Origin of the sequence: Streptomyces sp. Y7 (genome assembly GCF_043195415.1) — a bacterium.
GTDB lineage: Bacteria > Actinomycetota > Actinomycetes > Streptomycetales > Streptomycetaceae > Streptomyces.
Genome location: NZ_JBIDDQ010000007.1, coordinates 90,395 through 102,545, shown reverse-complemented (window position 1 = coordinate 102,545; position 12,151 = coordinate 90,395). Strand labels below are relative to the sequence as shown.

Here is a 12,151-nt window from a genome sequence, read left to right as displayed (position 1 = left end):
TACCGATGGGCATGCTCGGCCTCGGCGCCGGAGCTGGACTGGCGATGGTGCTCCACGCGCTTCACGGCACCTCCGCGGTCCCGGAGCCGAAGGACAAGAGGCTGCGCCGACTTCTTCTCCGCTACGAGCGCCCTGGGTGGTGGCTGACTGCTGCCGGTGCCGCCGGACTGCTCGTCGGTGCCACCACAGGATGGGTGGTAGGCGGACTCCTGGCCGCGATGGCGACGTGGACCCTGCCCAGGCTCTTGGGCTCCAGTACTGCCAACCGGCAGCACTTCGCACGTATCGAAGGCATTGCCGGCTGGACCGAGATGCTGCGCGACACGCTGGCCGCCGCGGCCGGCCTCGAACAAGCCGTGATGGCCACGGCCCACACCTCGCCTATTGCTGTTCGACCTCAGATCCAGGGCCTTGCCGTCCGGCTCGCGAGCGGCCGACGCCTTGCCGATTCGCTGCGACGTCTGGCCGATGACCTGTCCGATCCCACAGCGGACCTGGTGATCGCTGTGCTGATCCTCGCCTCCGAGCATCAGGCTCGCCAACTGGCGCTGCTGCTTGGAGAGTTGGCGGCCACAGCCCGCGCCCAGGTCGAGATGCGTCAACGAGTTGAGGCCAGTCGCGCTCGCACCCGTACGACAATGCGCGTGGTGGTGATCACCACCCTCACCTTCGCGGCGGGACTGATTCTCCTCAACCCCGCTTTCCTCGCCCCGTACGACACGGTGACCGGGCAACTCGTCCTGCTGCTGATCGGTGGTGTGTTCACGGTCGCCTTCGCCTGGCTCCGTCGAATGTCGCGGATCGAACAGCCCGAGCGCTTCCTTACGGAACCGGGGCTCGTCGGCAAGGCGCCAGACGCGATCGACACCGTAACCCCGGAGGCATCACAGTGATCACCATCCTGCTGCTCTCGATCGGCACCGGGCTTGGGTTGTGGGCGCTTGCCCTGTGGCTGTTGCCGCCCCGACCACCGCTGGCTGCGTTGATCCGTCGCCTGAACGCCACCCCAGCACCCCCAGTGCCCTCGGACTGGGGCGGCGGTTGGGCGGTGCGCATGGGCAGGCCCTTCACTGGACCGCTGCATGCCCTCGGTCTGCCCGTGCGCAACGTCCGCCGGGATCTCGCCGTCGTAGAGCGGTCGATCGATACCCACCTGGCCGAGAAAGCGGCGCTCGCGTTGACCGGTCTGCTCCTGCCGGCAACTGTCGCGTTCGTCCTTACTCTGGGGGGCCGACCACTGCCGTGGGCTATGCCTCTCGGCGGGTCCCTGGCCCTGGCGATCGGCGCCTTCCTTCTACCGGACGCCGTGGTGCGGGCCGAGGCCGCGCGACGCCGGGCCGCCTTCCGCCACGCGCTCAGCGCCTATCTGAACCTCATCCACATCCTGCTCGCCGGAGGCGCCGGCGTAGAGGGGGCTCTCGCCGATGCCGCCGAAGTCGGTCACGGCTGGTCCTTCCACAGGCTGCGCCGCGCTCTCACCACCGCCCGGCTCACTCGAACGTCCCCATGGACGGCGCTGGGCGAACTCGGTGACGAACTCGACGTCAGCGAGCTGACGGAGCTCGCCGCCGCACTCGCCCTCGCTGGCACGGAGGGAGCCAAGGTACGTGCCTCTCTTGCCGCCAAGGCGGCGGCCATGCGTGCCCGTGATGGCGCCGAAGCCGAAGGACAGGCCAATTCGGCCACCGAGCGCATGGCTCTGCCCGGCGTGCTCATGGCCTTCGGCTTCGTGATCTTCGTGTTCTATCCGGCCCTCATCCAGATCGACGCTTCGCTATGACTCAGCCACCATGCCGGGAGGAAACGGCACATGCCCGCGTTCAAGTCCCTCCGATCCGCACGACGCCATCTGAGCTCCGGCATCCGCAAGGTGGTCCGCGACGACCGTGGCGTGACCACGGAACAGGTGATCTGGATTGCCTTCTTGTCGGCGCTCGCACTTACCGTGACCGGTCTGTTCGGGCCGCAGATACTGGCTGCAGCTCAACGCGTGACCTTCAAGTAGGCCGGTCGGCCGGAAAAACCGATGCGGGCGGAAGCACCACGGAGATGGTCATCATCATGCCGCTGGTCTTCACCGTGGTCCTGCTCCTGGCTCAAACGGCCCTCTACATGCATGCCACCCACATCGCCCAGGCCACCGCGGCGCAGGCTCTGGCAGCCACACGGATCGAGGACGGCACCGAAGCCGCCGGGCAGAGCGCAGCGGACCGGGCCCTGGACCAGCTCGGCCGCGGTCCGTTGCGCAACCCACGGGTCACTGTGCGACGGGGCGCCGAACGGGCCGACGTACACATCACTGGGACCGCCAGCAGCGTTCTGCCGTTCCTGCAACTGCGCGTACGAGCTCGTTCGGTCGGACCGATCGAGACGTTCGAATCCGGCTGAAGGACTGGGATATGAGATGCCATGCGCTGCCCGGCAGGTATCGGGTCGACGGTGGGTCGGGGACCGTCGAACTAGTGGTCAGCATCCCTGTGCTCCTGTTGATGCTGTGGTTCCTGGTCTTCTGCGGACGCATGGCGGACTCACGTCTACGTATCGAGGACGTGGCCCATCAGGCGGCGCGAGCTGCGAGTTCCGCGCGAACGTCGTCAGGTGCGGAGGTCAGAGCCCGAACGACGGCTGCCGCCGGACTTCGGGATGAGGGAATCACGTGCCGGTCCTTCGAGATCGTTCTGAAGGGCGACGTGCAGCCGGGCGGAATCACGACGATCACTCTCACCTGTCGCGTCGACCTCGATGACCTCGCGCTCCTACAAGTGCCAGGAAGCGCGGCACTCAACGCCACCTTCTCCGCCCCGGTTGACGTGTACCGCGGTACCACCAACGCGACGCCCTTTGGAGGAGCGGGGAGCCCATGACAGATCTGCGTGTTCGTCGGGCGGGACTTCGCGGCCGGGCGCGGCGCGACGAGGGACAGATCACGGTGTTCGTCGTCCCCCTCACCGTCGCCGTGGTGATGTTCGCCGGACTCGTCCTCGACGGCGGCCTCGCGCTGGCCGCGAGAGCCCGAGCCATGGGCGAGGCCCAGGAAGCCGCCCGCAACGGTGCACAGGCCCTCGACCTGGCCGCCTACCGAGCGGACGGGAGCGTACGCCTCATCCCCGAGCAAGCCCGCGCCCTGGCCGAGGCTTACCTCGCATCCACCCCCGACACCGGCAGGGTCAGCGTCACCAACGACACGGTCACCGTCACGGTGACAGCCCAGCAGAAAACCCAGCTCCTCGACCTGATCGGCCTTGGGACCCTCACCGTGACCGGCACCGGCTCCGCCCACCCCGTCTACGGCGTCACTGCGCCCGGATCCTGACCAGGTTGGCCATGCCCGATCGCGAACACTGGCTCAGGCACACCAAGGGGGATCACACCCTGCTATCGCGCAGCGCCAGCTTGCTGCGGGGCATGCTCGCCGCAACCGCGCTGGTTGCTCTGGTCGGAGGAACGCCGTGGGCCTTGACACGCTTTGTGGGCTGGCCCCTCCCGCACCACCTCCCGAGCTGGCCGGAGATCGAAGGCGCCCTGATTTCCCCAATGTCGGTCAGCCTGCTGCTCCGCACGATGGCCTGCATCCTGTGGCCGATCTGGGCAGCCTTCGTCCTCGATGTTGCCCGAGCACTCGCCAACGAGGCCCGGGCACTCCCGCGCCCGGCCATCCCTCGCCCAGGCCCGTTTGGGGCCGTAGCCGCGGTGCTTGTCGGCACGATCTTTGTCGCTCTGCTCTCCCAGCGGGCTGCCGTGCCCTCGTCTTCGGCTGGCACCGTCGCGACGGCCACCGGAGCCTCAACGCCCTCGGCAGCAAACAGGGTTACTGCGCCTGATCGTCTGAGCGCCACAAGTGTCCCTGACACCGTGGAGGTTGCTCCGCCTCGCGATGGCGTTTACGACAGCCTCTGGCGCATCGCCGATCGCACGCTCGGCGACGGCAGTCGATGGCCCGAGATCTACGTCGCCAACCGCGGGCGCCCACAGCCCGACGGGAGCGCCTTGACCAACCCGAATCTGATTCGTCCCGGGTGGATCCTGCGACTTCCGAGTCGTCCACCCGCCGGCGCTCATCCCCCCAAGCCCCGAGAGCCCGCAACGCCGAACCCCTCACCCGGCGCCTCCCCACCTGGTGGAAACACAGCGCCACCGTCGTCGCCGACTCGCCACACTCACGAACCCCGCCCGGAGCCCGGAATCAGCCTGCCCAACGGAGCCTTCGTCGGTATCGCCCTCGCCGCACTGATCGCGGCCGCGGCGCTCATCGTTCGGCGGCGGCGACGAACCCGGTATCTCCCCGGGAGCGGTGATCGCGACAACCTGGCCATCGCTCCAGTCGTACGCGCACTGCGACTTGCGTACGACGAGGCGTCGCGACCGCCGGACGAGCCGGACTTCCTGGATGGTCCTGATTGGGCTGCAGAGCCTCGTCCGGCGCGTACCGAAGCCGGCGGACCCATGAGGGAGACGGCCTCGATATCGCCGGATCTGCGGTGGGACGGCGGAGTCATTGGCGTGAAGGATGGCCAGGCACTTGCCTGGGATCTCGCTCAGGCCCGCGGTCTCGGCCTTGTTGGACCAGGCGCCCACGATGCCGCTCGGGCATTGCTGGTCGCCCTTCTCGCCCGACAGCACGAGCCGTCTGCACGCTCCGTCAGGGTCGTAGTCCCGGCCGCCGACTGGCGCCTGCTGATCGGCGAGCGCACCGGCGGCTCTCCCCAGTTGCACATTGCAGACGACCTCGATGGAGCCCTTGATTGGGTGGAATCCGAGCTCTTGACGCGCGTTCGGAATCGTAGGAAAACGCCCACCAGATCCGAATCGCCTGCGTCGCCCCAAGCAGACCTGGTGCTCGTGGCGACCCCGGCGCCGCATGCCGACAGCCGTCTGCAGGCCATATTCGACAACGGTTCGGCCTTCGGCCTGGCCGGCATCCTGCTTGCGCAGTGGCGTCCGGGCGTGACGGTTGGTATCGCTCCGAACGGCACCGTGACAACGGCCAGCTCTTCTGCGCCGGATGCCTTCGGTGACGCACGACTGTTCACCTTGCCTGCTGACGACGCCCAGGCGCTGATCGACCTTCTCGCCGAAGCGCAGCCTGCTGCGCCGCTCCCAGCGACACACCCCAGCGAGTCCACGAGTGCCGCGCACGACGAGGAGCGAGGCGCGCAGTCCAGAGCACCGGGCAAGTCGCTACCGTCGACCACCGGGGATGACTCACGACAGCCCAGTCGCCTCCAACGTACGACCGGGCAAGTTCCCGTATCCACCAAGCCGTTGCAGCTCGTCGTCCTTGGCAGTCCATGTCTGATACACCGTCAGGGAGCGCGAGGGCGAAACATCGATCTCACCTCGGCTCTCGCGCCCAAGCAGCGCGAGCTCCTGGTGTATCTGGCCCTCCACCGCGAGGGTGCACGACGCGAGGCCATTGTCGCCGCCATCTGGCCGGGGGCGCCTCAGGACCGTCCGTACAACAGCTTTCACGCGACGCTGAGTCAACTGCGGCGTGCCCTGCGCACGGCGACCCAGGGTGCGATCAGCGATGTCACAACCCATGCAGACGGGCGCTACACCCTCGACGACGCCCAAGTCGCCGTAGATCTGTGGCACTTGAGGGACGCCCTGGACGCCTCCCGTCCGGGCGTCGGCGTGCAGAGCCAACACAGTGCCCTGGAGCGCGTTGTCGAGCTCTATTCCGGTGACCTTGCTGATGATGTCGGCGCAGAGTGGATCGAGGCACCTCGGGAGGCCATCCGACGTGATGTCATGGACGCCGTCAGCGCGCTCGTGCGTCTCCTGCGCGAGAGGGAACCAGGCCAGGCACTGTCCCTGTTGGAGCGCGTCCGAACGTTCGACCCGTTCAACGAGGCCATCTACCGCGACATCGCCCGATTCCAGGCGCACTTGGGGCACCACGATGCCGTAGCGCGCACCTTCAAGCTCCTCGAGACAACCCTGGCCGAGATCGACGAGGAGCCGAGCCCGGAGACAGTCGCCTTGCAAGGCTCCCTACAGCGCGTACATCCACCACACCATCGAGAGAGCGACTCAACCGCTTGAAGTGTCTTCAGCGCGTCGCCGCTGACGAGCACGTTCCAGCAGGTCCGAATGAGCCTCGGCCCACATGGCCAGTGGCACAGCGACCGATAGTAGTTCCTTTGCTGCCGGGGACAGTTCATAGGTCGCGCGATAGGGGAAGTCAGACTCTCGGTCGTGTTTGACGAGTTCGCCTTGTTCCAGTCGTCGGAGGGTCCGATTCAACGGGCTGTCTTGCAGGCGCCGATGTTTCCTGCCCGGCCAGCCCGCAACGTTGTCCTGCGCGCGAATGACGTTGAGAAGGCTCGTGTAGTGCAACGGGCCTCCATGCAGGGCTATGAGAACGTCCCAGGTCCACTCACCGCTCATCAGATACCGGACGTCGTGTACGCCTCGCGCGAATCGACGGTCGTCCGGCGTGAAGGAGTTTGATGGTTCTGGCTGATGGCGTTCGTCGGGAGCGCCGCCTACGGGTCGCTCAGGACCACTCTTTCGACCGCTTTGTTGCCAACGGCTCATCTCATCAGGCATGAAATATCCCTCGAGATCAGTCGCGAACGATGGATGGGGGGCACGGTCGTTGCGCGAGGTGTGATGTTGGCACGACGAATCTCCTCCTCGGTGGGGGAGGTCTCTGCGCCTGGCACTGGTCAGTTGAAGGAGCGACTGGCGAGTTGCTGACTGATCAGAAACAGGGCGGTGACCCGAGGGACTACAGCGCTACCTATGGCATACACCAGGACGCCGACGTAACTTCAAGGTCAGTGCATGTCGGCGGACGCATCACAACTTGCGGGCTACCCCCACATACAACGGCTGGTCTTCACGAATTCGCATTCCGGGATCTGGATGCCATCGAGTGGCCAGCGCGACGCCGGGCTCGCAGACTTCGAGAGTTTCGAAGAACTGCGCGACCTCACTGTGCGACCTCGCCTTGACCGGCGTTCCCCCAGCGCGGTAGATGCTGTCGATTCGGTCCCAGATCTCCGGATCGAACTCCCATGTGACGTGGGAGAGCATGAGGTAGCTACCCGAGACCATGGGTTCCAGCAGCGTCCTGACGATCTGCCAAGGGTCCTGCTCGTCGGGCACGAACTGCATCAGGGCAACCAGCGACAGCCCGATCGGGCTGTCGAAGTCAAGGTATTCCCTGGCATACGAGAGAATGCCTTCGGGTTCTCTGACGTCTGCGTGGACGTAGGCCGTGCAGCCTTCCAATGTTCCCTGCAGCAGCGCCTCAGCATGACGCAGGACGATGGGATCGTTGTCCGCGTACACTACGCGAGCGCTAGCGTCGATCTCCTGCACGATCTGGTGGAGATTCGGCTCCGTCGGGATTCCCGTCCCGATGTCGAGGAACTGGTGGACTCCGCGGTCCGCGACAAAGCGGGCAGCTCGGTGCATGAACTCGCGGTTCGCCCAAGCCGTTTCCTTTACCCCTGGGAAGAGCTCTACCACCTTCTTGGCAGCTGCGATGTCAGCGGCGTAGTGGTCCTTGCCGTCGAGGAACCAGTCGTACATGCGAGCCGAGTGGGGCTTGCTGGTGTCGATTTCGTCCGCGCTGAATCCGGTGTCTGTCACGTCAGTTGTCCTCTGCTCACGGCATCGGCGTGGTCATGAGTGCCAGGTTTGTGTGGCCAGTTGGTGTACGAATCAGGCTCAAGCGATCAGGAAGTCCGCCGCTCCGTCCCTGACTCCCGCGACAAATTCGGCGATCGTGGCGGGGGCGCAGATGAGGGCCGGCCCCTCAGGGTCTGTCGACTGCCTGAGGGCGACGCGTCCATCGCCAAGTTGCTTCGCCTCGACGCAGTTGCCATTATTGCTGCCGCTCCACGGCTTCTGCCATCCCTCATTGCCCAGATCCTTGGCGGCATTTGCGGTGTGTTTCATGCGTCTAACTCCTTGCGGACGTTCAGCAGAAATTCCCTGGTGCGTCGCTTCGACATTGCTTGAGCGCTCATCCTGTCCAGCACCTCACGATGCAGTGCCACTTCCTCATCGTTCTCGCTGTACGTGGCGCTGCTGAGATTGTCTGTGCAGACGATGTCCGGGAAGTCCGGCATGGGAAAACGGAAGAGCGTGAAGGGGCCGAACGCACCGGGATGCAACCCTGCCGTGAACGCCAGCACTTGAAGGGTTACGTTCGGAAGATCCATCGCCTCGACCAGACGATCGATCTGGGCCTTCATGACCTCTGGCTCGCCGGCGGGACGCCGCAACACGGTCTCATCCATGATGATCCACAGCTGCGGTGGTGCGGGATCCGTTCGGGTCAACAGGGCCTGGCGCTCCATACGCAGGGCCACGCGCCGATCCAGTTCTTCCTGGGTAGGCCGAGGCCGATTCAGGCGGAGAACATCTCGGGCGTAGTCATCGGTCTGCAGAAGGCCCGGTACGACATGGGGCTCGTAGCCGCGGATGTGGGTGGCGGAGTTCTCCAGGCTGACGTGCACTGCAAACCAACTCGGCAGCGCATCACGGTAACTCTGCCACCAGCCGGGCTCGTTGGCCTGGTCCGTGAGCGCCAGAAACTGCATCGCCTCGGTCTCGTCGACGCCGTAGATCTCCAGCATCGCCTTGACCGTCGCCCACTTCAGGGTGACCTTGGCCTGCTCCATCCTGATGACCGTTGTGTGAGCCTGGCGCAGCCTGTGGCCGACCTCTTGGGCCGACAGGCCCTTGGCCTTCCGCAACTCCTGCAGCCGTCTGCCGAGCACCATTTGAAGAACGGTCGGAGCAGACCGCGGTGCGCTCACTTCGCATGCCTCCTCGAACCCCCGGACGCCCAGCAGTGTGCCACGAGCTGCGCAAGCCGGACAGACTGCACACCGGCCGAATGCACTGTGCAAAGTGATGTGTTGCCAAGTGGCGTCTGGGGCGAGCATAGTGACGGGGTGACCAAGTTCACCCGCGTGGAACGGCAGGCGCCGGCATGTGGCTGGAACGCCGAGCCGCAGGGTGACCCGCCCCGGATGCTGTGTGCTGTGCGTCCTGCCTGCGCCATGTCACTTTGTCCGCCAGTACCAACTCAGGTGATTGCGCTGCAAGCCCCAACTCGCGTGCTGGTGACTCTCGTTGACCCCGAGAGGGCCGGTACCCCGTCACAGTCCTCGCGTCGCACGGCCTCGTCCGGCTCAGCCCCCCCGTTAGGAATCAACCGTGGCCCTGACCGACGCCGCCATATCTGGCGACCCACCCCCCACGCTCGACACCGCTGCACGTCGGACAGCCTTTGTCCTGCCGGCTGACGGAACCGCCGTTGGGGAAGCCCGTCACCTGGTGCTGGAACAACTCAGAAGCTGGGACGTCACGTCTGACGGCTGCGACACGGCGGTCCTCGTGGTGAGTGAGTTGTTCACCAACTCGGTGATCCACACGAGCAGCGAGGCCATCACATGCAATGTGGGGGCCACCGATGACCAGTTGCTGATCCAAGTCGCTGACGATGGCAGCGGTCAGACCACGCCGACGCCTCGACGAGCTCACCCCCACGCCGAAGGGGGACGAGGGTTGATGCTCGTCAAGGCTCTTTCGCAACGCTGGGGCGTTGCAGTGGCCGGGCGAGGAGAGGTTCGTGTCGTGTGGGCGACGCTTCGTCTGAACCATGCATGAGCGCGCCGAGGATCTTGTCTCGGACCACGGCCTCGGTGGCTGGTCCGGAGGCGGTTCGGCGATGCGGGAAGGCTTAAGCCAGCTACGGGGAACAGGCCTAGCCCTCGAGATGCTCCGCAACCGATGGACCTACCCGGTCCTCGTAGCTCTTCAAGATCGCCCGCTCCGCCCCGCTCAACTGCTGGAACACATCAACGAAGGCAATAGGCGCAACGCCGATCTGGTGGGCATTCGCGTCCTCCACGAGAAGACGCTCTATATGACGCTGCGCCGGATGGAAGGAGACGGACTCATCATCCGTCAGAAACACGCCGGGGCTGGGAATGGCGCCACTCCTCGGGAGCTGACCTCCATGAGCCGGGGGCTGCTCGCCGCTCTGCATCGCATCGCGACATGGGCCGGCGGCCAACGTGACCAGCTCGCGATGTTCCTCCGGGAACGTCGAGGTTTGGCCTCACCGGGCAGTCAAGTCGCCGGCCCCAAGGCTTCAGGACCACCACTTGCGCGGAGCCCGGACCAGGAGTACTGGCGCGACATCGGCATGGCGCTGGTGATAGTGCGACTCCGGTGGGGATTCTCGGTGCTCAGTCAACTGCGCCATGGCGCGCAACACCCGACGGGCATTGTCGCGGCTGTCAATGCCGGCGTTGCACGCAACCGTGACATCACAGGGCACCGCACCATGTCGGACAAGGTGCTCTGGGACACCCTGCACAGACTTGTCGAGGCCGGGTTGGTCAACTATCAACCCCGACAAGGCCAGTTCGCCTCGACCGCACGCTGCGACCTCACGTCAGCCGGCCGCACCCTCCTGGTCGCCCTGGCTCCGCTCGGGGTCTGGGCCGGAGAGTTTGAGGACCACATCGTACTGATCATCCGGAGGCGCCGCGGTCTCGAGGAGTCGCTTCGTCGCTGAGTGCGTGTCGCTGTCGCCGCTAAACGCTTGCTTCCGGTCTGGCCGCGGACGCGGCCGCAATGGCCGTAGACAGTGAATCGCGGGCTGCGCGGTCAAGGAGGTCTGTGAGGTCGGGTGCCGTACCGTCCAGGAAGCCGTGCCGGATGCTCGTGGCGATCGAGGCGAGCATCGGCGGCTGGAACGGCAGCAGCCCCGGAGTCTCCTCCAGGAGCCTGCGCCGGTACTCACCCAGGCTGATGGCGCGATATGCGACGCCGAGTTCGTTGGCCACCTGCTCGGCCGTGATCGGCGTGCCGACGAGGTCATAGACGCGCCCGCTATGAGGTACGGGATCCGACGCCACGACCGCCGCGACGTCAGCCAAGTCCTCTCGCGAGACCGCGGCCAAGGCGCCATGCCCGAACGCAGACTCCACACCGTTATCGGCCCACATCAGCAGACCGCCGAAGAGCTCGGCGTACAGGCCGTTGCGCAGAATCGTCCACGGCAGCCCGCTCGCCCGCACCAGCCGCTCGCTGGCACGGTGAGCCAGAGCGAAGCCGAGATGATTGCCAGCAGTGGTCACGCTCGTATAGATGACGTGGCCGATGCCGTCACGGACGGCGGCGTCCAGGACCGCCGCGTGCCGGGCGACGACCTGGTCGTCCTCTGCATAGCCGGCGGAGACGAGCACCAGAGTCGACACACCAGCGAGGTCAAGGCTCAAGTGGTCGTCGAAGTCGAGACGCCGCATCCCCTCGCCCGGCGTGCGGCTGCCGCCCACCGCAACGGCACCACGGGCGTGCAGCGCCGCGAGAGTGGCCGAGCCGAGGTTCCCATTCGCACCGGTCACCAAAATCATGATCAATCGCAGTCTTCCGTAGCGGTTCTCATCGGTAACTACGCTTGATCCTCGACTGCACGCTGACCGGCTACAAGAAGGCAGTTTGATGTCACTCACGCACACCGGGGTAACCACCACCGCTGCTGAACTCGACCCGTGCGGACGCGCAGACCACCCCGACTGCGGCATCCGCGATGTCCTGGATCGCATCGGCGACAAGTGGTCGGTGCTCGTGATCGTCGAGCTCGCCGGCGGGCCACGTCGCTTCCGTGAACTCCAGCGCGCCATCGACGGCATCTCCCAGCGCATGCTCACCCTCACCGTGCGCAGGCTCGAACGTGACGGCCTCGTACTACGCACCGTGTACCCGACCGTCCCGGCCCAGGTCGACTACCGCCTGACCGAGACCGGGGCCGGCCTGACCCACCTGGTCAAGGCGCTCGCCGACTGGTCCCTCGCGCATCGCGCCGTCATCGGCGAGGCACGGCATGCCTACGACCAGGCTCACCCCGACCACGACATTCGCTAATCGGTCACCTGCTGCCAGGGGGTGCGCTACGAGGACTTGCCACGCATGCCAGCAGGCGAACGTGCGCCAACACCCACTCCAATCTCCGTGCCTATACGTCTACCAATACATCTGCCCGCTAGGCAGGTAGCCCCCTGGCGGCGTCTTGGCGCAGGCGGGAGCGCCGTCAGCCCTTCTCGGGCTGTCCGCAACTGAGGGGCCAATAGGCACATCAAGAGACGGGCTGGGGGAGGAGGACGGGGGTGGGTGT

At 65.9% G+C, this 12,151-nt stretch carries 15 protein-coding genes; 10 read left to right on the top strand and 5 right to left on the bottom strand.

From position 1 onward, the window contains the following. The first annotated feature begins 5 nt into the window (after positions 1 to 5). The 7 genes from ACGFW6_RS19855 to ACGFW6_RS19825 all read left to right on the top strand — a co-directional run bounded on the left by ACGFW6_RS19855 (position 6) and on the right by ACGFW6_RS19825 (position 6,045). Positions 6 to 893 carry a type II secretion system F family protein gene (locus ACGFW6_RS19855; protein ID WP_393511153.1) on the top strand — a complete coding sequence of 296 codons (888 nt, stop codon included), beginning with the start codon at positions 6 to 8 and terminating at the stop codon, positions 891 to 893. Next, on the top strand, positions 890 to 1,780 hold the full coding sequence (locus ACGFW6_RS19850; RefSeq protein WP_393511150.1) for a type II secretion system F family protein: 891 nt from the start codon (positions 890 to 892) through the stop codon (positions 1,778 to 1,780). Before ACGFW6_RS19855 ends, ACGFW6_RS19850 begins: the two co-directional genes overlap by 4 nt. A gap of 30 nt (positions 1,781 to 1,810) precedes the next feature. Then, the gene (locus tag ACGFW6_RS19845; RefSeq protein WP_393511945.1) at positions 1,811 to 2,005 is read left to right on the top strand and encodes a hypothetical protein; all 195 of its coding nucleotides are present in this window, start codon (positions 1,811 to 1,813) and stop codon (positions 2,003 to 2,005) included. Further along, the gene (locus ACGFW6_RS19840) at positions 1,912 to 2,388 is read left to right on the top strand and encodes a TadE family protein (RefSeq protein ID WP_393511929.1); all 477 of its coding nucleotides are present in this window, start codon (positions 1,912 to 1,914) and stop codon (positions 2,386 to 2,388) included. Before ACGFW6_RS19845 ends, ACGFW6_RS19840 begins: the two co-directional genes overlap by 94 nt. An 11-nt stretch (positions 2,389 to 2,399) precedes the next feature. Further along, positions 2,400 to 2,864: a TadE family protein gene (locus ACGFW6_RS19835; protein WP_393511147.1), complete on the top strand. Its 465-nt coding sequence runs from the start codon at positions 2,400 to 2,402 to the stop codon at positions 2,862 to 2,864. Next, entirely contained in the window at positions 2,861 to 3,313 is a 453-nt protein-coding gene (locus tag ACGFW6_RS19830; protein ID WP_393511144.1) for a hypothetical protein, read from the top strand. Before ACGFW6_RS19835 ends, ACGFW6_RS19830 begins: the two co-directional genes overlap by 4 nt. A gap of 1,187 nt (positions 3,314 to 4,500) precedes the next feature. Then, positions 4,501 to 6,045 carry a BTAD domain-containing putative transcriptional regulator gene (locus ACGFW6_RS19825; RefSeq protein WP_393511141.1) on the top strand — a complete coding sequence of 515 codons (1,545 nt, stop codon included), beginning with the start codon at positions 4,501 to 4,503 and terminating at the stop codon, positions 6,043 to 6,045. On the opposite strand, the gene ACGFW6_RS19820 is transcribed toward ACGFW6_RS19825, so the two are convergent. From ACGFW6_RS19820 to ACGFW6_RS19805, 4 genes are all read right to left on the bottom strand, one after another. Then, a complete protein-coding gene (locus tag ACGFW6_RS19820; protein ID WP_393511138.1) occupies positions 6,034 to 6,552 on the bottom strand; it encodes a winged helix-turn-helix transcriptional regulator in 519 nt (172 codons plus the stop codon). The genes ACGFW6_RS19825 and ACGFW6_RS19820 overlap by 12 nt on opposite strands. A gap of 252 nt (positions 6,553 to 6,804) precedes the next feature. Continuing rightward, complete coding sequence (locus ACGFW6_RS19815; protein WP_393511135.1) at positions 6,805 to 7,602, bottom strand: SAM-dependent methyltransferase; 798 nt, start codon at positions 7,600 to 7,602, stop codon at positions 6,805 to 6,807. Positions 7,603 to 7,680: 78 nt separating this feature from the next. Then, complete coding sequence (locus ACGFW6_RS19810) at positions 7,681 to 7,911, bottom strand: DUF397 domain-containing protein (protein ID WP_393511132.1); 231 nt, start codon at positions 7,909 to 7,911, stop codon at positions 7,681 to 7,683. Further along, positions 7,908 to 8,741 carry a helix-turn-helix domain-containing protein gene (locus ACGFW6_RS19805; protein ID WP_393511129.1) on the bottom strand — a complete coding sequence of 278 codons (834 nt, stop codon included), beginning with the start codon at positions 8,739 to 8,741 and terminating at the stop codon, positions 7,908 to 7,910. The genes ACGFW6_RS19810 and ACGFW6_RS19805 overlap by 4 nt, the downstream gene beginning before the upstream one ends. A gap of 439 nt (positions 8,742 to 9,180) precedes the next feature. Here ACGFW6_RS19805 and ACGFW6_RS19800 point away from each other — a divergent pair, with 439 nt between their 5' ends. After that, positions 9,181 to 9,633, top strand: a complete 453-nt coding sequence (locus tag ACGFW6_RS19800; protein ID WP_393511126.1) for an ATP-binding protein — start codon at positions 9,181 to 9,183, stop codon at positions 9,631 to 9,633. Next, positions 9,626 to 10,549 carry a hypothetical protein gene (locus ACGFW6_RS19795; protein WP_393511123.1) on the top strand — a complete coding sequence of 308 codons (924 nt, stop codon included), beginning with the start codon at positions 9,626 to 9,628 and terminating at the stop codon, positions 10,547 to 10,549. Before ACGFW6_RS19800 ends, ACGFW6_RS19795 begins: the two co-directional genes overlap by 8 nt. 19 nt (positions 10,550 to 10,568) lie before the next feature. Here ACGFW6_RS19795 and ACGFW6_RS19790 read toward each other — a convergent pair whose 3' ends face one another. Continuing rightward, positions 10,569 to 11,390: an NAD(P)H-binding protein gene (locus tag ACGFW6_RS19790; RefSeq protein ID WP_393511120.1), complete on the bottom strand. Its 822-nt coding sequence runs from the start codon at positions 11,388 to 11,390 to the stop codon at positions 10,569 to 10,571. An 88-nt stretch (positions 11,391 to 11,478) separates the two neighbouring features. On the opposite strand from ACGFW6_RS19790, the gene ACGFW6_RS19785 reads away from it, so the two are divergent. Beyond that, positions 11,479 to 11,901, top strand: a complete 423-nt coding sequence (locus tag ACGFW6_RS19785) for a winged helix-turn-helix transcriptional regulator (protein ID WP_393511117.1) — start codon at positions 11,479 to 11,481, stop codon at positions 11,899 to 11,901. Positions 11,902 to 12,151 lie beyond the last annotated feature (250 nt).

Bases quoted from the DNA above. Each gene is read 5' to 3' on its own strand.
- ACGFW6_RS19855 (WP_393511153.1), top strand. From the start codon at position 6: ATGGGCATGCTCGGCCTCGGCGCCGGAGCTGGACTGGCGATGGTGCTC.
- ACGFW6_RS19845 (WP_393511945.1), top strand. From the start codon at position 1,811: ATGCCCGCGTTCAAGTCCCTCCGATCCGCACGACGCCATCTGAGCTCC.
- ACGFW6_RS19835 (WP_393511147.1), top strand. From the start codon at position 2,400: ATGAGATGCCATGCGCTGCCCGGCAGGTATCGGGTCGACGGTGGGTCG.
- ACGFW6_RS19830 (WP_393511144.1), top strand. From the start codon at position 2,861: ATGACAGATCTGCGTGTTCGTCGGGCGGGACTTCGCGGCCGGGCGCGG.
- ACGFW6_RS19820 (WP_393511138.1), bottom strand. From the start codon at position 6,552: ATGCCTGATGAGATGAGCCGTTGGCAACAAAGCGGTCGAAAGAGTGGT.
- ACGFW6_RS19810 (WP_393511132.1), bottom strand. From the start codon at position 7,911: ATGAAACACACCGCAAATGCCGCCAAGGATCTGGGCAATGAGGGATGG.
- ACGFW6_RS19805 (WP_393511129.1), bottom strand. From the start codon at position 8,741: ATGGTGCTCGGCAGACGGCTGCAGGAGTTGCGGAAGGCCAAGGGCCTG.
- ACGFW6_RS19795 (WP_393511123.1), top strand. From the start codon at position 9,626: ATGCATGAGCGCGCCGAGGATCTTGTCTCGGACCACGGCCTCGGTGGC.
- ACGFW6_RS19790 (WP_393511120.1), bottom strand. From the start codon at position 11,390: ATGATTTTGGTGACCGGTGCGAATGGGAACCTCGGCTCGGCCACTCTC.
- ACGFW6_RS19785 (WP_393511117.1), top strand. From the start codon at position 11,479: ATGTCACTCACGCACACCGGGGTAACCACCACCGCTGCTGAACTCGAC.